Source organism: Pseudothauera nasutitermitis, assembly GCF_004801295.1.
Taxonomy (GTDB): domain Bacteria; phylum Pseudomonadota; class Gammaproteobacteria; order Burkholderiales; family Rhodocyclaceae; genus Pseudothauera; species Pseudothauera nasutitermitis.
Window position 1 is genome coordinate 32,594 of record NZ_SSOC01000010.1, and the last position, 24,338, is coordinate 56,931.

The 24,338-nt window shown below is 62.2% G+C and carries 20 protein-coding genes; 10 read left to right on the forward strand and 10 right to left on the reverse strand.

Annotated elements, in window-relative coordinates; genetic code table 11:
- Positions 1–859 precede the first annotated feature (859 nt).
- From E6C76_RS21055 to E6C76_RS21075, 5 genes are all read left to right on the forward strand, one after another.
- The gene (locus E6C76_RS21055; protein WP_136350236.1) at positions 860–1,888 is read left to right on the forward strand and encodes a PRTRC system protein D; all 1,029 of its coding nucleotides are present in this window, start codon (positions 860–862) and stop codon (positions 1,886–1,888) included.
- Positions 1,888–2,187, forward strand: a complete 300-nt coding sequence (locus E6C76_RS21060; protein WP_136350237.1) for a hypothetical protein — start codon at positions 1,888–1,890, stop codon at positions 2,185–2,187. Before E6C76_RS21055 ends, E6C76_RS21060 begins: the two co-directional genes overlap by 1 nt.
- 77 nt (positions 2,188–2,264) lie before the next feature.
- Positions 2,265–2,762 (forward strand): hypothetical protein, encoded by a 498-nt coding sequence (locus E6C76_RS21065; RefSeq protein ID WP_136350238.1) that lies wholly within the window; start codon positions 2,265–2,267, stop codon positions 2,760–2,762.
- A gap of 68 nt (positions 2,763–2,830) precedes the next feature.
- Positions 2,831–3,220 (forward strand): CFI-box-CTERM domain-containing protein, encoded by a 390-nt coding sequence (locus E6C76_RS21070; RefSeq protein WP_136350239.1) that lies wholly within the window; start codon positions 2,831–2,833, stop codon positions 3,218–3,220.
- Positions 3,213–3,734, forward strand: a complete 522-nt coding sequence (locus E6C76_RS21075; protein ID WP_136350240.1) for a PD-(D/E)XK nuclease family protein — start codon at positions 3,213–3,215, stop codon at positions 3,732–3,734. Before E6C76_RS21070 ends, E6C76_RS21075 begins: the two co-directional genes overlap by 8 nt.
- A 682-nt stretch (positions 3,735–4,416) precedes the next feature.
- Here E6C76_RS21075 and E6C76_RS21085 read toward each other — a convergent pair.
- The 7 genes from E6C76_RS21085 to E6C76_RS22535 are packed head-to-tail and all read right to left on the reverse strand — an operon-like array spanning position 4,417 to position 17,162.
- Positions 4,417–4,869 carry a very short patch repair endonuclease gene (locus E6C76_RS21085; protein ID WP_136350241.1) on the reverse strand — a complete coding sequence of 151 codons (453 nt, stop codon included), beginning with the start codon at positions 4,867–4,869 and terminating at the stop codon, positions 4,417–4,419.
- A gap of 20 nt (positions 4,870–4,889) precedes the next feature.
- Positions 4,890–10,424: an ATP-binding protein gene (locus E6C76_RS21090; RefSeq protein WP_136350242.1), complete on the reverse strand. Its 5,535-nt coding sequence runs from the start codon at positions 10,422–10,424 to the stop codon at positions 4,890–4,892.
- Positions 10,421–11,953, reverse strand: a complete 1,533-nt coding sequence (locus E6C76_RS21095; RefSeq protein ID WP_136350243.1) for a hypothetical protein — start codon at positions 11,951–11,953, stop codon at positions 10,421–10,423. The genes E6C76_RS21090 and E6C76_RS21095 overlap by 4 nt, the downstream gene beginning before the upstream one ends.
- Complete coding sequence (locus E6C76_RS21100) at positions 11,950–14,079, reverse strand: hypothetical protein (protein WP_136350244.1); 2,130 nt, start codon at positions 14,077–14,079, stop codon at positions 11,950–11,952. Before E6C76_RS21100 ends, E6C76_RS21095 begins: the two co-directional genes overlap by 4 nt.
- A gap of 26 nt (positions 14,080–14,105) precedes the next feature.
- Positions 14,106–15,443: a DNA cytosine methyltransferase gene (locus tag E6C76_RS21105; protein WP_136350245.1), complete on the reverse strand. Its 1,338-nt coding sequence runs from the start codon at positions 15,441–15,443 to the stop codon at positions 14,106–14,108.
- A 2-nt stretch (positions 15,444–15,445) separates the two neighbouring features.
- Positions 15,446–16,543, reverse strand: coding sequence for a nucleotidyl transferase AbiEii/AbiGii toxin family protein (locus E6C76_RS21110; protein WP_136350246.1), 1,098 nt, complete (start codon positions 16,541–16,543; stop codon positions 15,446–15,448).
- Positions 16,524–17,162, reverse strand: a complete 639-nt coding sequence (locus tag E6C76_RS22535) for a DUF6088 family protein (RefSeq protein ID WP_331000041.1) — start codon at positions 17,160–17,162, stop codon at positions 16,524–16,526. Before E6C76_RS22535 ends, E6C76_RS21110 begins: the two co-directional genes overlap by 20 nt.
- Before the next feature lie 552 nt (positions 17,163–17,714).
- Between E6C76_RS22535 and E6C76_RS21125 the strand changes: the two genes are divergently transcribed.
- Positions 17,715–17,915, forward strand: coding sequence for a hypothetical protein (locus tag E6C76_RS21125; RefSeq protein WP_136350248.1), 201 nt, complete (start codon positions 17,715–17,717; stop codon positions 17,913–17,915).
- Between the two features lie 59 nt (positions 17,916–17,974).
- Here the strand turns inward: E6C76_RS21125 and E6C76_RS21130 are convergent, their stop codons facing one another.
- The 3 genes from E6C76_RS21130 to E6C76_RS21140 form a co-directional block, all read right to left on the reverse strand.
- Entirely contained in the window at positions 17,975–19,213 is a 1,239-nt protein-coding gene (locus tag E6C76_RS21130; protein WP_136350249.1) for an Eco57I restriction-modification methylase domain-containing protein, read from the reverse strand.
- 259 nt (positions 19,214–19,472) lie between these two features.
- Positions 19,473–19,889, reverse strand: coding sequence for a type II toxin-antitoxin system VapC family toxin (locus E6C76_RS21135; protein ID WP_230976359.1), 417 nt, complete (start codon positions 19,887–19,889; stop codon positions 19,473–19,475).
- Positions 19,890–19,977: 88 nt separating this feature from the next.
- A complete protein-coding gene (locus E6C76_RS21140; RefSeq protein WP_136350250.1) occupies positions 19,978–20,223 on the reverse strand; it encodes a type II toxin-antitoxin system Phd/YefM family antitoxin in 246 nt (81 codons plus the stop codon).
- 774 nt (positions 20,224–20,997) lie between these two features.
- On the opposite strand from E6C76_RS21140, the gene gmk reads away from it, so the two are divergent.
- The 4 genes from gmk to E6C76_RS21160 are packed head-to-tail and all read left to right on the forward strand — an operon-like array spanning position 20,998 to position 24,299.
- Positions 20,998–21,612, forward strand: coding sequence for a guanylate kinase (gene gmk, locus E6C76_RS21145; RefSeq protein ID WP_136350251.1), 615 nt, complete (start codon positions 20,998–21,000; stop codon positions 21,610–21,612).
- A gap of 5 nt (positions 21,613–21,617) precedes the next feature.
- Positions 21,618–21,833 (forward strand): DNA-directed RNA polymerase subunit omega, encoded by a 216-nt coding sequence (rpoZ, locus tag E6C76_RS21150; protein ID WP_136350252.1) that lies wholly within the window; start codon positions 21,618–21,620, stop codon positions 21,831–21,833.
- Between the two features lie 28 nt (positions 21,834–21,861).
- Positions 21,862–24,066, forward strand: coding sequence for a RelA/SpoT family protein (locus E6C76_RS21155; RefSeq protein ID WP_136350253.1), 2,205 nt, complete (start codon positions 21,862–21,864; stop codon positions 24,064–24,066).
- A 44-nt stretch (positions 24,067–24,110) separates the two neighbouring features.
- The gene (locus E6C76_RS21160; RefSeq protein ID WP_136350254.1) at positions 24,111–24,299 is read left to right on the forward strand and encodes a DUF3460 family protein; all 189 of its coding nucleotides are present in this window, start codon (positions 24,111–24,113) and stop codon (positions 24,297–24,299) included.
- Positions 24,300–24,338: the final 39 nt, after the last annotated feature.

A 24,338-nucleotide genomic window follows, 5' to 3' on the forward strand; every position in this document is an offset into this window, starting at 1 on the left:
GCTGGGGGATCAGTCCTCGATTCGTAGCGCCATCCACCTGCATGGGTCCGCCCCTGACCGAAAGTCCAGGGCAGTGCGAGGTTCACGAGCGGGGACACACGGGGAGCCCGACAGGGGGCCAGCACAGCCGTGTGCTGCGCGAAGCGCGTGCTCGAAGGGATGGCGGAAACAGTGGCGCGGCATCGGGTGCCGGCCTGTGACTGCTCGAACGCGGGACTCGCCCTCAAGGAGCGGCCGACAGGGACTGCCGGCGAGGTCGCGCGTTGCACTACGGGTTGGACAGCTTCGGGCATGACCTCGGGGACCATGCCGAACCCGGCTCAGGGGCCAGGGCTTGAAGAGGCGGGTAACGACCGCAACGCCTTTCGCTCCGCGATGGAGCAGGCCAGGGTGGCCTCGGGAGCCTGTAGTTCACACCCGCAGGCCGGGCCGGTCAATGGGGCAACCCGCCGAGGACCGCCGAATGGAGGGGGTTGCGGGTGGCGATGGAAATCGGGGCTTGAGCTGCGCTTAGTTTGCGATAGGCGGCCGGACCGGGGCGGCGCAAGGGCTTGACGCCCGTTCGCTTGGCCTCTGGTTTCCACCGGGAAGGTTTCGAGCCGGTGCAGCACCGTCCCCGCGACCCGCGGCTGGAAATGTGGCCTTGACGGGCGCCGATCCAGTGAGACCGTGGTGCGACGTGGAAGGCGCTTTGGCGCCCGGCGCAGGAACCCGATTCTTATCGAGGCCCAGATCGACTGGGCTTCGAGTGGGATCGAGGCTGATTGCGAAAACCGGGCCAGCCGGGGCGGATTTCGCGTGGACGGGCCGGATCGGCATGCCGATGCTGGCCGCTCGCAAACCCATACGGGAGCCTCACATGGACCATGTCGTCAGAGCGGTGGATGTCGGCTTCGGCAACACCAAGTACATCAGCAGCGTGGTGGGCGGCGATATCCGCTGCGCCAGCTTTCCTTCGGTCGCCTATCCGCGCATGCGCGAGCCTTCGGGCGAACCGGGCTACGAGCGGCGCAAGACGGTCGCGATCCCGATCAACGGCCTCTTCTACGAGGTCGGCCACGAGGTCGAACTGGCCGCGGATACCTTCCGTGCCACCCAGATGCACGACCGCTACACGGAGACGCCGGAGTACATGGCGTTGCTCCGGGGCGCCCTGGCCCTGATGAGGCAGCCGGTGATCGACCTGCTGGTCGTCGGGCTGCCGGTCGCCGCGCTCACGACCAAGAAAACCGCGCTCGAAAAGGCCGTGACCGGCACCCACGACATCGGTGGCGGCAAGACCGTGGTCGTGCGCAAGGCCTTGGCCATTGCCCAGCCCCAGGGCGCCTTGGTGGATTACGCCGTCCAGCACGGGAAGATGGCCACCATCGAGCGGGAGCAAAGCCTGATCGTCGATCCGGGCTCCCGAACCTTCGACTGGCTGGTGGCGCGGGGCATGCGCTTCGTGCAGGCCAAGAGCCACTCGGTCAACCGGGGCGTCTTCGATGTCCTGCAGGCCATCGCGGCGGAGATCGGCCACGACATCGGCACGCCCTACAACGACATCGAGGCCATCGACCTGGCGCTGCGCACCGGCAAGAACCCGGTGATCTACCAGAAGCCCTACGACATCTCGCGGGCCATGCCCATGGCCCACTCGATCGCCCAGCAGGCGGTGGCCTCGATGATGCGCTGGATCGACGCGAGCTACAGCTTCCAGAACATCGTGCTCGTCGGCGGCGGCGCCTACCTCTTCAAGAAGGCGGTGAAAGAGGCGTTTCCGAAGCACCGCATCCTGGAAGTGAAGGATCCGCTGCACGCCAATGTCCGGGGTTTCCAGATCGCCGGCATGAACCACGTGGACAAGCTCTTCAGCGGGAGCCGTGTTGCGGCTCAGGGAGGGGCGTGATGGACGAGACGAAGCGGGTCGAGCCCGAGACGATCCGGATGCTGTTCGAGCTGGACCGGGCGGACGACCCCCAGCTCTACGACGACCTGATCCGCTTCAAGAAGGGGACGAAGCGGATCAACCGGTTGCGCTTGCTGGCGCGCGAAGGCGTCGTCATGCAGTTGAGCCTGCTCCATCCTGTGGCCGCGCCTCGCACCGCGGCGGCGCAGGTCGGTTACGTGGCGCCACCAGAGCCGGCGGCGCCGATCGACATGCCGCTGGCGGCCGACGTGTTTGGCGCACCGATCACCGGTGGCTGAAATGCGCGCGTCGGGTGCAGGGGCTTGAAAACGGAAATTTGTGTGGTAAGCGTTTTTCCTGGCATAAGAGAACAGCCATGTTTGAACAAGACTTTCGGATCATTCATGGATGGGTTGAAGACATCCTTGCCGATCCCGCGCATGCCCGGTATCGGTTGAGGGTGCGACAGGGTGGCGAGCAAGCGGTCGAGATGGCGATGGGCAAGCCGGGTTGGCCGGTGAGGCTTGGAGACGAGGTCAGCGTTGTGGTCTGCAATACCGATCCAACGGGTGTGGTGGCGCTCATCGACCACACAACGGGCGATGGCATGAACCTCCTGTATCGTGGCATGCGCCAACGACCGGACGGGCAGGACGCCGTGATCGCGACCACCGTCATCGGGGTGGCCGTGCTGGCCGTGGGTTGGCTGCATGCGCTGGCCGTATCGGTGGCGTTCATCCCCCTCTATTGGTTGGCGACGCATTGGCTTCCCGAAAACCGCCGACAGCGTGCCGCGGCTCGGATTGATTTCATGATCGACCGGGAATACTGCCGCTGGCGGGCGATGCGCGACAGACCTGGGGCTGCGCGGTGAGCAAGGCGGGCGGAGGGCGCCGTCGGTCCGGGCGCTCTGTCAGTGCATCCCAACTGGCGCAGATGGGGGTGTGCGAACAACTGGTTCGGTTCGAGCACCTGTACGGCCAGCGGCGCTCTGCCCAGCAACGCGCCGACATGGCCCGCGGCGATGCTGAGCATCGCCGGTTCCTGCGCGAGGCCGAGCAGCATCAAGGTTCCAGAGGCCCTTGCTTCATTGCGACCCTGATGTACGGCGAAGGCCGGGAGGTCATGGTGCTGAGGCGCTTTCGCGATCGGGTGTTGCGCGCCTCGCCGATCGGACGGGGCCTGATCCTGGCGTACTACCGTACGGCGCCGGGCGTGTGCCGTGTGCTGGCCGGGCATCCCGTGCTGATCGGGGCGGTGCGTCTGATGCTCCGCCCCTTCGTGTGGGGGGCGGATCGCATTGCCGGCCGCGAAGGAGGACGCCGTGCTTGAATGGGCCGTCGTGGTGATCCTCGCGGCTGTCCTGCTGGCGTGGGCGTATCGCCTTCGCCGACGGCCTGAAAATGCCTGGATGCCCCGGGAACTGCGGCGCGCCACACTGGCTTACGCAGAGCAGCTCTTCAAGGCGCCCAGCCGGGTGATGCTCACCGCCAAGGTCGATCGCACCTACCGAGACCGCAGTGGGATCCTCATCCTGGTCGAACTGAAAACCCGCCGGCTGGATCGCCCGTATCTCTCCGATGTGATCGAACTCTCCGCCCAACGCGTGGCCATCATGCGGCAGACGGGTGAACCCGTCGCCATGCACGGATACGTGGTGGTGCAGAGCCGGCCCGGTCACCGAACCTCGCATCGAGTGGCCTTGCTCACCGAAGATGAGGTAGACGGGCTGATCGTGCGCTGGGAAGCCATCGTGGGTGGACATGCCCAGCCGAGACGGTCTGGCGCGCTGCGCCTGTGCCGTGGATGTGGCTTCGCGGGAAATTGTGCAAACGTGAATAGCTAGACTGGCTCCCGGGCTGGCGGGCATCGCCGATGAGCTTTCTCCTGCGTGTCAGGCTCGATGGATCGATGGGCAACTCGGTCTGCAGGTAGGTCTCGCCGCAGAAAAACTACCAGTAGGGGTTTTCTACCCAGATGCGTGGACCACCGCTTCGTCAGGGGGCAACTCGGCCGTGGCGGGCTGCGAAGGCTTCGCGCGAATGAAAATCCTCGGTGGAATTTGCAAGGAAACGGCTTGCATAAAACCATACTTTGCAAATCTACCCCTGGCTACTGCCCTCAAACACAAGACACGTCAAGGGATTACGAGTTGTTCAGGGCAGACTATTTAAAAGACTGCGATAGAAACTTATATTAGTAATTATGTTGCAATTCAAGTTTGACCCGTCAGCAGCGCTCGCCGGTTACCTGAACTGGACGACGAGAGCGTGCCCAGCATCGTCGGCATCCGAATGCGCGACACGTTCTTGCCAGACACCATCCATCCCCTCTCATCCTGGGAATGAAGTTGGACGCAGTGTTTGCCCAGATCGATTCCGATCAACGTCGCTGTATTCGTGGTAATCGCCTCCGAAACGAACAATCCCCATTCAGCGTAGCCGCTGGGCGTGGATCGGGCCGGCCATCTCATTATGGCCCCCGGATTCCTATTGGCCAGCATGTTCTTCAGCAAAGTGGAGGAGAAGCTACGGCCTCCCTGGAGGCAAGGTGTCTTGTGGTCCGTCACGGATCAATGTAGCAATTTGCTCGCCCGTGGCCTGGGCCTTGGCGGGCGAGGCAAGTTCGCATTCCCACGCCACGAGAACTTTCCACCCCAAGCCATGTAGCTCCTCCACTACCCGAAGGTCACGGGCGACGTTGCGTTGGAACTTTTCTACCCAGAACGGAGTGTTGCTCTTCGGTGTGGTGGCAATCTTGCATCCGGGGTGGCGATGCCAGAAGCAACCATGTACAAAGACAACGGTCTTGTAGCGGGGGAAGACGAGGTCCGGTTTTCCTGGCAGGCCAATCCCATGCAACCTGTAGCGAAGGCCAAGCCGGTGCAGTACCTTGCGCAATGCCAGCTCTGGCCGGGTATCCTTTCCCCGGATCCGAGACATGCGTTCGGAACGATCAGGTTGGGAAAGGAAATCGACCATGGCCTAGGCTTTGCCTTCTTTCAAGGTTTCTTGTTCAGTTCGTAGAACGGCAGCCCACGGATTACCTCTCCGGAGGAGTCGAATGATTTGTAGAGGCAATGATGATTAGGCAGCGTCTTGACCCGCTCGGAGAGGTCGCCAAGGTCGGAGGTGAAGCCGAGCGTACCTAGTTCGGCAGGAGTGACGTTGGGCACCTTGTGGATGAACCAGGTCAGCAAGGGTTCCTTATAGTCGGTGGCGCTTGCCTTGAAGTGCCTCAAGTACTGGGAAGCCAGGATCACGCCGGCCCCGAACTCCCTCCCCTGGAGCAACAGCTTGCGCAGCACGTCGAATTCATAGCGCATGATGTTGTCGGCTTCGTCGACCAGCAAGTATGAATCGATTACCCGAAGTTGCGGTTCGCTTCCCTTGAATGGTCGCTTTGGTGTCTTGAGCATGTTCTCGTAGAACATGTTCAACATGATGGCGACAAGCATGTTCTTGCTGCGGTCATCCTGGCCCATCGCATCCAGAGAGACCACGACGATTCCATCGAGGAACTCATCAAACGGCTTAGTCTTGGCGGGATCCTTCTCGAATACTTCCATATCCACGAGATCGTCGATGATCGCCATCGGCGAATCCGATTTCCCGCCCAGCAATTCTCGGTATTCCGAGTGGATGTCATATATGGTTGGTTGGCGGCCCTGCAAGGAGCAGCTCCCGTAGGCATTGCGGACTGCCCCCTTGAGCTTGTCCCGTTGCACCGGGCCGATGCCAGAGTAAACCTTGTCCAGTACGTCGGCGAAGAACCGGAACCGGTCCAGCCAGGGCGCCATCGATTCCCCGATGGATGCAGTATCGAACAAGTTGAGTGGCAAGCGCGCCGGCTTGACTACGCGGGCACCCGTGGCCTCGACGAACTCGGGGCTACTGTAGTCCCGCTTGTAGTCGAAGACGAGGAAGCGTGGCTTGATTCCGCGATTTTCCTCGCTGGCCGTGACGATCTGGAAGATCAACGACTTCAGCAATTGTGTCTTCCCGGTTCCCAGGTCGCCCACGACACCGATGTTGAGCTGGTTGAGCCTTGTGTCCGAGATGTTCAGCGACAACTGGCGCGGCTCGAATCCATCGGTAGTCTTTCCAACCGAGAGCAAGATGCCGCTGCCTTTGTCCTCAGGCATGAAAGTGGCCGATGGCTCCGAAGGTATCGGGGTTGCCACGGTCTCCCGGAAAGGCACCATGGAGGCAATGCCTGCATCCCCAGGGGCAACGGTGGCGATTTCCGTGGCTATCTGGCTGGCCGCGTCGTCAGTGGCGATAGATGGTGGGGTAGGGGGAACATCCGTGGACGGTGTAACGATGGCGTCGTCCAGAGGCGGCATTAGCCGCCAATCACCGACCTTGGCCCGTACGGCCTCGTAGAACCCTTGGGGGTCTCCACCGACTATTCTTCCAGCGTCCCCGGGGGAAATGGAAATACTTTCATCGAAGCCGTCGTTGTCGTGGTCAATGGCGTCGCTCAAGGAGGTTCCGTCGACGACAAGCAGTCGCCCCGTGTCATCTATCGTGATAGACGGGGCCGGGCTGAGTATTTCCGTGGCGATGCGTTCGTGGTAGCCGGCCCATCGCGCGGCCTGGCTGGAGATGAGCTCGTGTTGGCTATATACACGCAATCCGAAACCTATCATCGATAGCAATAGGTGCTGGTAGGCGAGCTTCCAGGCCACGGACCTTGGCGCTCGTTCGTCCATCGTCTTGAGGAGGATAGCCAGGGCTCGTGCCTGGGCTAGGGCTTCCCTTGCCTCTCCCGGCCCCAGGGTGCTGGCCTGGTGCCTGCACTTGACCTCGATGGGCGTGAGATGCAGGCGGACCTTGCCTGCGATGGCACGGATTCCGATGACGAGCAGGTCCGGGCGCGATAGCGAGGTATCTTTCCGCTCCTTGCCCAGTGAACGGGAAAGGTCTGCAAGGTAGCTCCGGAACGGATCGACGGGGATGATCAGCGCCATGGATGCATCGTCCGGCGTGCCTGACAGCACGGGCAAGAGGCTGTCCCTGTTCCCTGATGTGCGGAACTGGTCCTGGAGAAGGCGGACAGCCAGGAACAGGCCAAGGTCGCCGGTGGCGCCGGTATCGTCTCCAGACAGTCCACGTACCGTTGGGATTCCCCGCCTCGCGACTTCGAGCAGGATCTGTTCGACCTGTGGCTCGCCGAGTCCTTCGCAACCTGGCAGGGGACGCAGGACCCGTCCTAGTGCGTCGCGATCGGCATCCCTTACCTGCGATAGCAGATAGTAGCCGCTGGTATCGCCAGCCCTGTGGGAATAGGAGGGCAGGTCATAGTCCCACAGGTAGGTACCTTGGATCCAGCCGCCTAGGAAGCATGCTGGATCGATTGCGGCGGACGATACCGCGACGAAGCTAGCCTGCTTTTCTTCCAGGATGTTGGAAACGGCGTGGACGTTTGGTGCGAACTGCAGCCCAACGGCATTCTCCCGCCCGCTTTCCAGGGCATTGATGCAGCTGGCAACCTTGTCGGCGAACATCTCGCCAGATGGAGGCATCGGCAACGACTGCCGGGATTCGCTGAGGAACGATCCATGTAGCTGGCGCCTGATCCTATGGCGCACGAGCCCGCCTGCCCCCAGCGGAGAGCGCATGCCGACTATCGTCGATTCTGGCTGGGCCGAGTCAAGCTGGGCGATGATCCCGAGGTCTGGCTTGGCTCCAGGTGGTTGCCTGTCGAACCAGCGGACATGGTTGCCAGTATCTTCCGACAGGTTGGCAATCATGGCCTGGTCTGGACGGGAACTGGCCGGTCTCGTGTCGAAGATCTCGAGCACCCTCGGACCTACGCTGCGCCGCTGCTCGTTTCCCTCGTTGTTGCCGAACCGTCTGGCACACCATGTCGCGAGCCCTTCGTTGCACGCATCCGTGGCACCACCACCACTGGATACGACAAGGCTGACGATGGGCTTCGCGGCGAGAAGGTCTGATACATCCTCGAGCGCGCGAGCAACCTGGGCAGGGCTGAATCCATTCGAGATTCCCCCTACTACGATCCCGAGTGCATCATCGAATGGTGCTTGCCGCGACTTGCTGGCGATCTGGTCAAGGCGTGCGCCATTCCATAGCACGGACCAGTAGTCCGAGTTGCATTCGACGGAAAGGAATACGACTTGGTCAATGCCGGCAGGCCCTCCCGGGGCCTGGAGCGGCATTTCCAGGATGTCTGGTATGCAGTCTGGATCCAGGATGCTGGCGGCCGGGCAGGGATGCGGGTCCTCGCCTTCCACCGCCTGGTGCAGCACATGCTGGGCCAAGCAATGCCATGCCAGGCGCAGGGGGTGCAATGGCGAAAGGATGATTGCGTCGGGGACGCGCGCCAGAGTGCGCCCACCTGCTTCCCGTGGACACACGGCAATGGCATCTACCCAGCAGGCCACGTCACGATCGGCGGCAATCCATGCCATGTATGCATCCAAGTAGGCTTCCACTTGCTCGCGGAAGCCTGGGTCGCGTGCCAGCCATTTCCCAAGGGGAGATGATTCGAGCAACCCCATCTGGTCGCTTGTTTCCCTTATGCGCCTGGCGATTTCCTGCCGGGCCTCCACGAAGCCCTTCGGGGGGGCGAACAATGCAGGGCCGGGACGCGGGTCATGCAGGAAGCGTGCTCGCGAGAAAATGGGTCCGGCTTGGGCATCCCAGTCCGGGGCAGCCCACTTGGCGGCGTAGTCGTCCGAAAGGACTACCGGGATGAAAGACTTGGCGACGGAATTCTCGTCGAGCATCCATGACTGCAGGGCCGATAGTCGTGCATGGCGATCCAACTGCACCACGGCCTTGGTGTCGAACCTCTCGAGGTGCCGCCGGTTCAGCTTGATAAGGCGTTCGAACTCGCTCCTGCACCCTTCTTCCCTGGTTTCCTCGCAAGTGATGAAGACCCGGCATGTCTCGCTGGAATGGCGGCCCGCTTTCCGGAACGAAATCTCCAGCTGGTACTTTCCGTCTGCATCTATCTCGACTTGGTAGATGCCGTCCTTGATTTCGTGCAGGAGGAGTTCCTGCCGGGCATCGGTCGCCTGCTCTGTCGCATCGTCGGGCACTCCTTCTGCCTTCTCGACCGTCGTGCCTGGGGAGGCGAAGAGCAGCAATTCGTAGCGCCCGGAACCGGGCAACGACAGCGCAGCCTCCCAGTCGGCCCCTGCATTTCCCCTGCGAGGCTTCTTGGGGGGGGCAAATTTGATAGCCATCCTCGACGTGACGAGGATGCCAGGGAGCCAGCTTGCCAGGGAGATGACCCGGGCGGTAGCGGCTTTTCTCCCGCTGGCAGCTACCTTGTAGCTGAGCGGTGATCGCTGTCCGCCCGGCGGTGGCGTGTCACGATGCGTGGTAGCGCCGTCGACTTGTATCGGGATGCCTGTACGACCATGCGATCCTCCGGCAAGACGGACTTCGACGGGCGAGCCCTCGGTATCGGGGCCAACCGAGATGGATAGCTCTACCTCCGAATGGACGATCGACGGTACTCCCCGCGAGGCCGGGAAAATGGCATTGGTGCAAGTGATGGAGAGATCGCCGGAAGGTTCGTCGGACTCCTCGACGAGGAGTTCCGCCCAGCATTCGCATGTCAGGGAGGTCCACCAGGAAGGAGGCACTTCCAGCCCGAGTCCAGCCGACGGCAGGTAGAATGCGGGGGTCGCGCGTTCAAAGGCCGTTGGTATCTGGCAAGTCCGCTGGACGTGCGCAAGAAGCGTCGAAAGCGCTTGCTTGGTTGCGTCGGTGCCCGCCATGCCTGCCAGGCGATCCAGGCCTGTCTTGAAGCCATCGGCCATCTCGTCGGCAACCTTCTCCAGGATGCCGGTCTGCGACTTGGCGGACATGCTCCCATCCTGCATGGGGGGAAAGCCGCAGGCGAGTGCAAGCGCCGAGCCTGGCGGTAGCCCCTTGGCGTCGTCCTGGATCGAGTAGACGCGCGATAGCAACTGCCATGCAGCGACCCGGTATCCCTCGCTAGGATCTACCTCGTCGGCGGCCATGGCGGCGCACCGGATTATTGTCCTTGCATCATCGAGGCAATCCTCGTCGATCCCGGCGCTATCCAGCCCCTGTCCGATGAGTTGCTGGACGAAGCCGTCCTCCCACCATTCCTCGAACGTTGCATGGCCAGTATTGCTCGAGGCGTTCATGCCGAACTCGTCGGTCGTCGAGGCCACCGACCTGTTGCTGTGTTGCCCGGGAGGCAGGAGCGCCACGAAGCTTGCCGTGTTGGGATCGTTCCGGACATGCAAGAGATGGTTCTCGTCGCACTTGCCGGACATGCCAATGCCCGGGTTGGCTTGTACCACCGGTAGTACCAGCAACACGGGTAGCGTGGCCGTGGCGGCTTGCTGGCCATGCTCGAGCTTGATACCACCATCCACGACCAGTTCATCGAAGACTTGCTCGAGGAGCTCGAGTGGCGGGCCATGGAAGATGAAGCGGGATTCGAACTTGTCGCCTGCTTGTCCTCTTGCCGCACCCCGGACCTTGTCCTGGACGAGGGTGGCCAGGGTATGTACGAGTCTATTCATTCTTCCTTGTCCAGGGGCGGATTGGCAGGGAACGGCGGCAGCAGGAGCATCCCGCTTTCCGCATCCGGGCTATCGAGCACTAGGCCGAGCATCCGGAGCTGCTGGCCCAGGTCGTTCCGGGCGATGTCATGGCGATCGACGACGATGCCATAGGCCGCGAGGTGCTGGCCGAGCCGATGGATCGAGCGGGGGCCACCCATTCCGGCTAGCGCGCAATGGACCAGTGCAAGCACGGATACAGGCCCCAGGGACACTACCCACGGGCTAGAGGGGCTGCCCCCTCTTTTCCTGAGTACATATCCCTGGTCGTAGCCCCTGAGCAACTGGATCGCTGTCTGGCGTTGTCCCAGGGCATGCCTTGCAAACTCGAGGATGTTGGCTCCGATGCCTTTCTTGCAGTTCAGCGCACGGGCCTCTCGTTCGCGGACATCGGCAAGAGTCTCCCGTATCCCTGCGGTGCCAAGGGCCTGCCGGTTGCCGCGGACATGCTGGCATAGGCGTGCTATGTCCTCGCTCGAGGAGAGCCTCCCTCCGTACGGGACACCTGCTTCTGCCAGGTACCATAGGAGCGTATTCGTCCCAAGGCGCGCAGCCAGGTAGCCGGATGCCTTGTCCTTGAGGGCATGCAGGGCCTTGCCCCCGTATGTCATGTACTGCGGGCTACCAGGAAAGATGGCCTTGCGGATGTCATCAGCGCAGTCGGGTCCGGCTCCATCGATGGCGTCGGACAGGCAGCGCCAGATCCGGCTCTGGACATCGCACAGCCAGGTGACGTGCGACACGGTAGCAAGCCTCAGGACGGCCTCGAGTAGGCTTGTCCATTGCCTGCGTGTCATAGCCCGCTTGGCCTGCATGATCGCACGCAAGTCGCTGGCAAACTGCTTGGCAGGCATGAACTGCACGCCCTCGAAGTCCTCCAGGGCAAGGTTGGCGACTTCCTGCGGCTCTACCTTGGCCAGTTGCCAGGTCGATGATGCATCCCAGGCAGCCGTCTCCTGCTCGAGCCAGCGGGCAAATACATCGTCGTCATCCCCGACGCCCAGTGCAGCAAAGAGCTCCTTCCAAAGGGCAAGTGCGGCTTCATGGTCCCTGGATCCGAGCCACACCATGCGCCGTACCAAGCTTCCTGCCGGCCAGGAATTGCTGCTTAGTCGTGCTGAGCCGGAAAAAAGGGATAGCGATGGCACCAACGGAGTCACCTGGAGGAAGCGCTTGGCAGACTGGTTTGGCAGCTTGGGGCTTTCCAGTACCCCGTGCAGGACCGTGCTCCAGGTGTCGGCGCCGAGCGCCGCGCCATCCGGGGCGGCCTGTTGCTTGTCGCGAAACTTCTGCAGCTTCCGTTCCAAGTCGCGGCCAGCTTGGGGGACGCTACCTTCGCTGACGGACTCGAAGCCGATCGTGCGATAGAGGGAAGCCACCAGTACCTCGGAGCTCGCGTATTCCGGCGCAGGACTGATGGATAGGGCCGATTCCTTGTAGATCGAATGGGATTTCTGCCATGGGGCTTGCTTGAACTCGGCCAGGGTCATGCCTGCTTCCCTCCCTTGGTCGCCACGAAGCCACTCCAGGCAGTACCGATCTCGGTCCCGTCTGCGCCGATCCCAATGGCCGACTCCTCAAGGACGTCTGGATCCCGGACGATCGTGCCGGACAGCCTTGCCCTGGTCGTGTCCAGGAGTGCGACGACGGTGCGGGGCAAGGAAGCCGGGGATATTCCCCGCTCCAGTTCCTTGACGGCCTTGAACAGGTCGTATGTCAGCGCAATTGGCTGTAGCGATTGCCCGCTTCCTACCTGGAGGAAGCAAATAGGGGATCGTGGTCGTCCCTCTGTGGCGAGGTGGAGCGCCTTGACTTGCCGGACCGGTACCAGCAAGGTCGCCTGCCGTTGCTGGGGAGGAAGAGGTTGCCCGAAGGTCGTCGTGAGGGAAACCTCGAAGCCCTGGCTTTGGTTCAGTAGGTTCTTGACTTGTTTTGCAACCTCGAAGAGTTGCCTGCCCTTGTGGTCGTCCTCCACTACGCGCTGGAACGCTTCCAGGGTCTGGAAATCCGCTACCACTGCGGACCGTGTGCACACGCTACGCCGGACCAGGCGGCATGCGAAGTCGCGAATGATGTGCTGGACACGGCTTGCCGCCGCGGGGTTGCGGCGGCGAGTAGACGGCGAGGACAGGAGGTTATCGACGTAGGCTAGTCGTTGTAGCAGGTCGAGCTCTGTTTTCGACAGTGTCTGGTATTTCCGCACGAAGTCGATCCCGCCTGCTATGGAGCGACTGAACCGGGCATCGAGCTCGGCAAGCAGTACGTTGCTTCGCCCGCTGACTGCCACTTCGGTATCCGGGCTTGCCATGGCTGGGTCGAGCAAGTCGACCATGCCCTCCAGCAAGGAGGAGATCATCGCAGGCAGGTATGAGTCCTTGCGTTCTGCCAGGAAGTACTGCAGGCCGAGCAGGGTCCGGGTCTCGCTTGCCACCTTGTCCAGCCCGAGGTCCTTGGTGCCCTGTCGAAGGACGCTCGCGGCGGCTGGGTCCCAGCGGTGGAAGAGTGCGTGCTGGTAGCTAGAGGTGGCCAGTTGGAAGATGGCGACCAGTTGCTGGCGACGTGGAGCCTTCGAAAGTTGCCCTGCCCTGTCTTGTTCTGCCAGGTATGCGGCCCAATTGCACGGATCGCCTGGCTGCCCTTGCCCTGCGGGCCGGTTGCCGGCTAGCAGGTAGGAAACTAGTGAGAACAGGTCCCGGAAGCTCCACCGCTTGCCACTAGCCAGTTCATACCAGCGAAGTATCCGCTGCAGTGCAGTGCGCGCTTCCTCGCGGGCAAGCAGTGCCTGGCCATGGCAAAAGGGGCAACTGCTGCCAGCGGGACATGTGCCCTGGGCTGGCCAATGCGCTGGGTTCGTAGCGTAGCCGAGGAGGACCGCAGCTGGCGGAGGTCGCCCGTCCCCGGGACTGGTAAGCAGCGATTCCGCATCCATGGGCCATACCGCGATTCCGGGGTAGTCCGAGAGGGGCCAGCAGGATGGCGCATCGGACGACAGGCTGACGGAGCGGGTGATGCGTTCGAGCAGGGAGCGTGCCTCGTGGAGGCCATGGTCGATGGCATGTATCAACGCGTCGTCGAGAACCCCACGGTTGACGCAGCACAGGTAGTACCGACCTCCGCGGTCACCCAGTAGCGAAAGCAATTCATCGATCAGCAGCTCCGGTGCAGAGTGGCCTTCATGGCCTGCGGTGGCGGAGGCGTCCTGCACGATGGACAAGTCGAGCGGCCTGGGTATCGAGGCAAGGCTCCCCGCGTCGACGCGGACGACCCGTGCCACAGGCTGGCCGACCGGTGGGCGGAACAACCCGGCGAGCGTCCTTCGCAGGCCGCCACCGGCGGCCAAGCCCGTATCCAGGCAGTCGATCGTGTGCTCGATCGCTTCTGTCTTCCCGTTTCCTGGTCCTCCTACCAGAAGCAATATCCTGGGAGTGCCAAGGGTTCCCGATGCCACTTGCCCGGCCCAGGACTCAAGCCGGGAGATCAGGTTGGTCCGCAGCAGTTCCTTGCCAGGGCGGCCGCTATCAGGATCGAAGAGGCGCTTGACGCCTCCGGAGTGGTGGCCGGCCCAATCGAGCAGTTCCCCAGGGAACCTGGGGGCTTGCCCCGATGCGTTTTCCATATTCTCCCCTATCGGTCTCGACATCCCTATGACATGGCCTCCACGGTGGAATGGTGGCTGGTCTGGTCTTCTTGCCCACAGCGCGGGACCTTTCTTTCCAGCTCGTCCAGGACGGAAGCAACGGCGAGGCCTAGCGCCTCGGCAAGCAGTGGCGGGACGGCGTTGCCAACCTGGGTATAGCGAGGACACTCCTTGGTGCGCCGTTCCCCCCCAGTGGTGTACTTGCCTCGAAACCGGAACCAGTCTGGAAAGCTCTGCAGCCGTGCACTCTCGCGAACGGTAAGGATCCTTGGCTCGCAGTAGTGGAGGACATCGTCTGGTAACGTCGTAATCGTGGGGGCCGGCTCCCACGCCGACATCGGGTAGATGCGGTGCTTCTTGAGGCCGAACCGTGCCCGGCTTTCCTCGTTCATCCTAACGCCCTGCTCGCATTCCTTGATGATCTTCTTGAACCTGTCGCGGACTTCGTCCCTGTGCCGTGCTAGCCGCATGCTGTCCATGGCATCCGTGCGGCAGTGCTTGTGCATTGCCTGCTGGTACGTGGTGATCGGCCCGAGGTAGTCAACCTCCTCGAAGCCCTTCGGTGAGAAGGGATCCACGCAGGGCCTGGTGAGGTTCCTCCGGACCAGCAAGTCGGAGATTGCGTCTTGGGACGTGACCTGTTTCGTCTTCGGCAAGCCATGCCGGGAAAGCATCTCGATCTTTTTCGAGTCAAGCACGTCGAAGACGTGCTTGACTCCGCCTTCCAGCCTGGATGCCAGATGTTCCTTGAGACCGATGACGATCAGCCTCGAGCGACGCTGGGGTACGCCAAAGTGCGATGCATTGACGATCATGCTGTCCACCAGATACCCGACGGCCTCGAGGCTCCTTCTTAGTTTGTCGTAGTATGACTCGGCCGCCTGCTCTCGCGTGCCATCTTCCTTTGCTGGGCCCAAGTGTGCGACCTTCATCCCCGGTACGTTCTCGAGTACCAGGATCGAGGGCTTGACGGCATCCACGACCTGGACATATTTCTCAAACAGCAGGTTTCGAGGATCTCCCTCCTGCCGTCGCCCCGCGAAGCTGAATCCCTGGCATGGAGGCCCGCCGGTAAGGACCTGAACGTCCCCCTGCAACTGGACGAGATGTGGCCGGTGCTGTTCCAGGAGGTCGTCGATGCTCCAGGCACGCTTCTCCAGCCAGGAGGGCCAGTCGAACTTGGATACAGGGACCTTCCGTTCGCCGAGGAAGTTGTCGGAGAACGTATCGAATGCCATGGGGTCCCTTTCCACTGCGAACCGCCCTTGCAGCCCGGCCATGGAAAGGCCCAGCGAGAGGCCGCCGCACCCAGAGAAGAGATCTACGAAGTTGTACTTGCTCATGTCTAGCCCGGGCTCCGTCGCGCCGCCCGGCGGCCATGTGGCGCTAGCGATGGTTTTCTTGTAGGGATGTCGTGGGATGCCTGGAGTGCGGCCTTGTTCGCCAATGCCTCGACTTGTCTGCAGGCCTGCATGAGTGCCTCGAACCCAGGTGCATCGTCGATAAGTAGTTGGTCTTCGGCCATGGCCAAGTAGTCGGTAGCCAGGGCAGATAGGGCTTGGCCCTCTGGAACGATCTGGAGGTGGCCGCCCACGGCGTCGACATAGTCGACGGAGGTCCCTGGGCTATCTTCCCCATTGCGGAGCGCCATGCGGCGAATAGCCGACAGTGCAGCGTGCCGGTCCTTGATAGAGGGTGCTAGGAATTCACTTCTGGCTAGCGCGGCAAGGTCATACCAGTGACGTACAAGGCGGTCGTCCTGCAATTGGCCATGCTTGCAATAGGCATGGGCAACGATGGCTTTGTCCCAGAATGCCTGGGAGGCCCCTGCTACCCGTGGGTTGGCATGGGGGAACGATATTCCAGGGATTTGCTCGTCGATTTCGCATGATATTGGCATTATTTGGTATGGGTCGCTTGCCAGGCGTGCGTTGAACTCCAGCAATACAGCAGGCACGGCATAGGTGGCTCCTTGCCCCACTGCTGGGTAGGTGAGGCGGAGTTTTTCGCGGTGCTTGCCGACGATCTCGAGCTGTCCTGCGAGGCTGTCCCTGGCTAATGCCGACACCAGCACCGGGACTATGTTCGACTCGATCCACTCTGGTAGGCGCTCGTTGATAGTTTCCACCAGCCGGTGGGCATCGCTTCGCTGGGATGGGAGGTAGTTGCAATGGGCCTCAATGCCTCCAGTGATCATGCCAACGTCGTAGGCAATATTAATGCTGTCCGAGTATCTATCGATGACCTTGAATGCCTTGGACAAGGATGTCCCGCCTTTGAGTACTAGTTTTGTGCCCAGCCCTGATTCGAAGAGTGCCGAAATGGCCCAGACGACCCAGATGTCCTTCTCCAGCAGGTGGGCGGGACGTCCTGTGAGGGACCTTGCTGCCTCGAGTCCTTCGAGTCGATCCTCGCGGCCCAGGCTAAGAAACGGCTCGGCCATTGCTTGCCTCCTCGCCAATCGCACGAGCCAGCCAGGAAGGAAGGCTTGCGCGGACCGTTGTCAGTGCTGCCCATTCATCGCCAGATAGCGTGCGGCGCACGATGGGAACCGATTGGCGAGCCAGTCGAGGGCCTAGCCAGGCAAGGGCACGTATGGCATTACCCGCTGGGCAGTTGCCTAGCGTCAACATCCACCCTGGCCCATGCTTGACAAGGATCTCCGCACGGCCAAGTCGTATCTTGCGCGTGCGGCCCGAGGTTACGTAGGCTTCCCGTATTGGTACCTGCTGGGTAAGTCCAAAGGCGTTGGCGACGGTAGCGCCATGAGGAACAACGGTCTCGCCGTTCTGGATGGCAAGCGACTCGACTACTTTGGATGGCGCTGGCGGGCGTGTTCCGAAGCGACCTGTCACCGGGGCGACATAGGCGCCACGGGCCACCCTGAGCAGCTTTCCTTCACGCGCCAGACGCGACAAGGCTTGGTCGATGGCGGACCGGCTGCCTAGGTGGAGGAATGCTTTCGGAGATACGATACCTCCCTCTGGAAGGGATCGGGCATGGGCAAGGATGTCTTCCGGGAGCGTCTTCATGGTTCTCCTCCAGCAGCGGTAGAGAATCATACCCCTGTTTCTGACATGATGAGAACATAATATCTGCTGGCCTATGTGTTTCGTACGCTACAGTAGTAGCGTCAGCATCAGGACCAGCAACTGGACGATAAAGGTCAGCGTGGTGAAGGCAGCGGCGATTAGGTAATTCTTTGTACAAACGGAGGTCTGACCGCTTCGTCTCTTCCAAGGGTGCGGCAGTGGTGGAGCTGAGCGTGGAGTAGTTATACTGGCTACTCCACGGCATCGATCTGCTCGCCGTCGCGGCTTCCTGCTACTGGGCCTCGACGGTGGACAGCCGGCCGATGCGCGTGATCAATCCGGTCATCGGGTGGTTGGCGTGCCGCTCCTTGGGGGATGCCCTGCTCGACCTCGACCAGATAACGACGAACGTGGGCTCAGCACCCGAGATGCACGAACTCATTGGCGTGCCACTTCAGTGTAGGGCGCGCAGCCATCAGTCATCAAGACTGCCCCCCCCCCCGCTTGATCCCGGGACGGAGAGCCACCGCCGTAGCGGTATTGCGCGAGGGCCGATAGCTGAACAAGTGCACCAGTGGGCCCGTGCCGTTCAATCTGCGCCCGCAGGTTGCTCTTGGCCTATGCGGCGCGGCCTGGTTCCCTGAGCACCTACACTACGGTCTCGCCACCGTAGATGATGTCACTGTGTATCGCATGGTCGCGCGGCAGATTGATGATCGGCTGCACCGCTCGTTCGACATTGCCAGCCATCGGGATAACGCCCAAGCGATGCCAGTAATGTGACCGATTGCGGTCGATGACCGTGTCGGGCCGCTGAACATCAGCATCCAGTACCGACGAGCTCAAACATCCTGTAGAGCAGAAATGCGGTGCGGTAGCAGTAGGCTTATGGAGGTTGTTGTAGGGTTGAGTAGCTCTCCAAAGATCGGCGGTAGTAACAGCGTTGCGAGTGTGCGTTGTGAAAACAGCCGACGACCATCAACCACGAAGCCTAATTCATCCCAGGGAACAGCATCGTTCAGAAGCTGTACTGCACGTTTCAAGTCCATGCCTCGAATCTTTGGGAACAGCGCCAGTACGGACCCGTCATAGACCTCGCAGCGATGGATGTAGAAAGGTCGCTCCCGCCTCGTTTTGCCATTGACGTAGATTCGTGGGCCTGAGCGTTGGGCGTAGCCCCGTCCCCACATCCACCAGTTGGATTCGTCAAAGTGTCGAATGCGCCTTTGTAGCAGGCGCTGCTTGTGTTGCTCCAGCGCGGGGTGCTTCATGTTGTAAAGCATTCTGCGTGGTGCGCCAGTATCTACCGTGCGGGAACTCACAATTTCGATTCCATCCGGATGCTCAAACACGGTATCAGCACCCGAAACAGCGCCAACGCGGACTTCGAACAAGTCGGATAGTGGGATCGTTAGCTCGGCATGTGTGAAGGCAAGTTGGCCCGTGATATGCACCATTGCTCTTTCGTCCCAGTCCTTGCCTTGGAGCATACGGTAAAGCGTGCGGCGTGAAAAATCGCCTTTGACATAACGGAAGATCGCACAATTCGGTAGCGCCCCTTCGAAGATTCGGGCGTCTCCGGTCTCGATCCAGTGCGTGATCGTCCCTCGCTCAAAGAGCGAGTCGTTGAGTTTTCCTGCTGCAGTGAGCTTCACGAAGTCGCGTGGCGTGATGAAGATCAACTCACCCCCGTCTTCCAGATGCTCCACTGCCTTGGCGATGAAGAACAGATAGAGATTAGACCTACCGTCGAACATGGCGCCACCAAGTAGGCGCTTGGTCGGGGTAGGAATGTCTTGATAGCGAACGTACGGAGGATTACCAATCACGCACGCAAATTTTTCGCTCACCGGATAGGCAAAGAAGTCCATTACCTTGGCGCCAGGTGGCGCGACTTTCTTGTCGCACTCGATGGCAACGCAGCCAGGGATGGCGCGGGAAAAAGCTCCGTCTCCTGCGGATGGTTCCAGCGTCCGACCATGGTTCTGGCGAAGACTCAGCATTAGATCGACGATTGACTGCGGTGTGAACACCTGACCCAGCGTCGTAACGTCAAGCTGGATAGACGATATTTGCCTCATGAATTAGCCCGGGGATTTCTTGGACGGGAAGCTGGATACAAGACGATAACGTTCAGATGCCGGGAGCGCGGCTACCGACAGCAACCGGCGACATCGCTGAAATTTTGCGGACGGTGCTCCAACGGCCGCTCCGGTCGAGTACCCTCCACACTGCCTGGCTGACGGGGGCATGGCAAGGGTGGTCCCGCTTCCTGTATCGGATGTGCGGTACACCTGCGACACGGATCTTGTAGGCTATGGGATGCCGCCTTTCCGCAGGTCAATTCGGGGCGAATGGTTGCACGCCCGCGGCCCGCGTTGCCTTCTTGAGGTCCGCGTCCAGTGTCGCAAGCGGTGAGCCGGTTCGCAGGGCCAATTCCAGATACGCCGCGTCGTAGGCCGACAGCTTGTAGCGCCGGGCCAGGTGCAGGGTATCGCCCAGGGCGTGCGCCGCCGTGGCCGTATCCGTCGTGATGTTCAGCCGTCCCAGGAGGACGACGAACGCCTGGGAACGGGCCTCGGTGAGCAGCCCCCTGGCCTCGCCCCTGGCGATGACATTGCCAGCCTCCAGCGCCCACAGCGACGGGACCAGCGCCTGCCGTTCCCGCAGGGCATCCAGCACGGCCTCGGCGTAAGCCACATCGGCAGGCTTGCCATCGGCCAGCAGCCAGCACATCGCCACCGAGTTGTCGAGCACGAAGCTCAGTGGACTACCCTCCGGCCGCCGGCGCGACCACCTCCCCACGGGAGGAGAGCGCCGCCTTCGGGCGGCCGGGCGACGGCGCTCACGCCCGCCCCTCGTCGATCAGCGCCTTGAGATCGACCCCTTTGACGGGCGGCGCCGCGCGCATGAACTGGCGCATCGCCTCGACGGCCACCGCGGCATCCGCTTGCTTGCCGCCTTCGGCCGGCACCAGATCGGCAACCGGCTCGCCACGCAGGGTGATCGTGTAACGCTTGCCCGCCTGTACGCCGCGGAGCAACTCCGGCAGCTTGGTCTTGGCCTCATACGAGCCGACTTCAAGATTCATGGCATTTTCCGGTTAACTTAGACCAGTTTATAGACTGGTCAGAAATGAATCAAGGCTGCGTTTCGCCCGTATGGCACCAGCCTTCAACTCTTCGCCAACGGCGGCCCCGGCGGTAAAATGACTACACCATATGCGAATAGCTAACGATGGGCCGTGGTACGGACTTTTCCTGCAAGTCGTCACTCACCGGACCGACCCGCATGTCGCCCAAGGGTACTTCCAAGGGGCTCGCGGTACTCATTGCGGGTTCTTCTAGATGATCGAATTCAGTCAGCAGATCTGTCGGTGCCGATTCAGGGGCGGCCGAGGTTCGTTCGTCGAAAGGCATTTTCTGCTGTTGGCGTATGGAGGCCTGCCCGAGCGGAACCAGCGCGGGCCCCCGTCCAAGTCAGTATGGCGTACAGACAATAGGATGCGGCACAAAGGGAACAAGTGCCATGGCAGGTCTTTCGTTAGGCTCTGACCGAGAGTCCTGTTACCTCACTCGCAACCCACCAACCGGCTGATAGAATCCAACGCATGTGCCTGCGCTGGCCCGCTCGTCTCGTCAGCGTACCTCCCGTCCCAGGACAACCCAGGCATCCTGTGGGGTAAATCGTGGGGGAATGGTGGTCGCCAGGTAAGGTTGTTGATATAAATCAGCATGTTGTGGCGAATGTCGAGCTTTAGGTGCAGAGCGTCGAATGGCCGGTCAGCGATGTACTTGCTGCGCCGCATCACACAGTCCACTGCTCGTAGTAAGATGAGACGCTCTTAGTCGAGCCTTTCCCCGCCATGCCCGGAACCCTGTTCATCGTCACCGCCCCTTCGGGCGCCGGCAAGACCACGCTGGTGCGTGGGCTGCTGGAGCGCGACGCCAAGGTCCAGTTGTCGATCTCCTACACCACCCGCGTGCCGCGTCCGGGGGAGCAGAACGGGTGCGAGTACAACTTCGTCGATGTCGACACCTTCCGCGTGCTGCGCGATCGTGGCGAGTTCCTCGAATGGGCCGAGGTGCATGGCAACTACTACGCCACCTCGCGCGTCTGGCTGAAGGAGCAGATTGCCCTCGGGCGCGATACCCTGCTGGAAATCGACTGGCAGGGCGCGCAGCAGGTGCGCAAGGCCTTCCCCGATGCGGTGGGGGTGTTCATCCTGCCGCCCTCGTTCGAGGAGCTGGAATCCCGCCTGCGCGGGCGCGGCACCGACAGCGACGAGGTGATCTCCCGCCGCCTGCTCGGCGCGCGCGGCGAGATGCGCCATGTGGGGGAGTTTGACTACGTTATAATTAACAATGAGTTGCACGACGCCATCGACGACCTCGTCGCCGTCGTGCGCGCCGCACGGCTGCGCTATGACAACCAGCAGGCGCGCCACCCGAGCTATTTCGATTTTCTCGAACAGGACTGAACACCATGGCCCGTATCACCGTCGAAGACTGCCTCAAGCGCATTCCCAACCGCTTCCAGCTGACCTTGGCCGCCACTTATCGCGCCCGCCAGCTCACCATCGGCGGCACGCCGCAGATCGAGCTCGACAAGGGCGACAAGGACAAACCCACGGTGATCGCCCTGCGCGAAATCGCCGCCGGCAAGGTGGGTCTGGAAGTCCTCAACCGCGGGCAAGCCTGATCCCCCTCCGGGGGAGGGAGTTCCTGCCATGGACGCAGCCGCCGCACCGGCCCCGGAACCTTTCCAGACCCCGAGTTCCAGCGTGCTGTCGCTCGATTTCGAGCGGCTGCGCGCCAAGCTGGCCACCTACCTCAAGGCCGAAGACCTGGGCCGCATCGAGGCGGCCTATCATTTCTCCGCCAATGCCCACGAGGGCCAGTTCCGCCTGAGCGGCGAGCCCTACATCACCCATCCGGTGGCGGTGGCTTCCATCATCGCCGACTGGAATCTCGACAGCCAGGCCCTGGTGGCCGCGCTGCTGCACGATGTCATGGAAGACACGCACATCTCCAAGGCGGAGATCGCGGAGCGCTTCGGCAAGACGGCGGCGGAGCTGGTCGATGGGCTGTCCAAGCTCGACAAGATCGAATTCCGTTCCCACGAGGAAGCGCAGGCGGAGAACTTCCGCAAGATGCTGCTGGCGATGGCCAGCGACCTGCGGGTGATCCTGGTCAAGCTGGCCGACCGCCTGCACAACATGCGCACGCTGGACTGCATACGCCCGGCCAAACGCCGGCGCATCGCCAACGAGACGCTGGAGATCTACGCACCGATCGCCAACCGGCTGGGGCTCAACAACCTCTACCGGGAACTGCAGGAACTCTCCTTCGAGCACAAGTTTCCGCTGCGCTTCCGCGTGCTGTCGCGCGCCATCAAGGCCGCGCGCGGCAACCGCCGCGAGGTGGTCGGCAAGGTGCTCGCCTCCATCGAGGAACGCCTGCCGCAGTGGGGCATTTCGGCCGAGGTGCAGGGGCGCGAGAAGCATCTGTTCTCCATCTACCGCAAGATGGTGGAAAAGCACCTGTCGTTCTCCCAGGTCCTGGACATCTACGGTTTCCGCGTCATCGTCCATGACATCCCTAGCTGTTACCTGGCGCTGGGCGCGCTGCACGCCATGTACAAGCCGGTGCCCGGCAAGTTCAAGGACTACCTGGCCATCCCCAAGGCCAACGGCTACCAGTCGCTGCACACCACGCTGATCGGCCCGTTCGGCACGCCGGTGGAGGTGCAGATCCGCACCCGCGAGATGCACCACATCGCCGAAACCGGTGTGGCTTCGCACTGGCTGTACAAGGACGACGACAAGACGCTCACCGAGCTGCAGCAGAAGACGCATTCCTGGCTGCAGTCGCTGCTCGAACTGCAATCCACCTCGGGCGAGGCCACCGAGTTCCTCGAACACGTGAAGATCGACCTGTTTCCCGGCGAGGTCTACGTGTTCTCGCCCAAGGGCACCATCTTCTCGCTGCCCAAGGGCTCCACGCCGGTGGATTTCGCCTACGCCGTGCATACCGACATCGGCAACCGCTGTGTGGCCTGCCGCATCAATGGCGACCTGATGCCGCTGCGTACCGAGCTGCGCAACGGCGACCAGGTGGAAATTATCTCTGCCGCGCACGCCAGCCCCAACCCGGCCTGGCTGTCCTACGTGCGCACTGGCAAGGCGCGCGCGCAGATCCGCCACTTCATCAAGAACGCCCAGCAGGAAGAGTCCGTAACCCTGGGCGAGCGCCTGCTCAACCAGTCGCTGCGTCCGCACGGCCTCACCCTGGGGCAGATCTCCACCTTCGCCTGGGACCGCTTCCTGCGCGACCGCGGGGTGCGCAACAAGAAGGAAGTGTTCTCCGACATCGGCCTGGGCAAGCGCCTGCCGGTCATCGTCGCGCGCCGCCTGGCGCAGGCGCAGGACATGGAGTCCGGCCGTCCGGACGTGATCAAGCCCAAGCCCGCCGGCGCCATCCTGATCCGCGGCAGCGAAGGCATCGCCGTGCAACTGGCGCGCTGCTGTCAGCCGATTCCGGGCGATCCGATCATCGGCACCATCCGTAAGGGCCAGGGGCTGGAGGTGCATCTGCACGACTGCCCCACCGTGGCCAAGCTGCGCAGCGATCGCGGGCGCTGGGTGGATGTGGAGTGGGAGGTCGGCGAGGAAGAGCGCCTGTTCGACGTCACCATCCGCGTACTCACCAAAAACTCGCGCGGCGTGCTGGCGCGCGTGGCCGGTGCCGTGTCGGAGACCGACTGCAACATCCAGAACCTCACCATGGACAACGAGCAGGGCGCCTACACCGCGCTCAACCTGACCCTGCAGGTGCGCGACCGCATGCACCTGGCACAGGTCATGCGCGCGGTGCGCCGGGTGCCCGAGGTGGTGCGCATCGGCCGCCTGCGCAGCGACGGACGGGCGAGCTGAGTTAGAATCCGGCGCGCAGCGCATCCACACCCAGGGAGAATCGCATGGCGATGTACGAATCCGAGCACACCAAGTTCATGCGCGAATGGCTCGCGCGCAACCCCCAGGAACTGGAAGAGCAGAAGAAGGGCCGCGCCCTGTGGTGGGACAAGCCGCAGGACCTGGAGGAAAGCGCGCGCAAGGCCGAGGCCCGTGTGCCGGTCAAGCCCTACTACTACGACGCCAACCATTGATTGCCCGGCGGCGCGTCCCGGCGCGCCGTGTTTCATCCG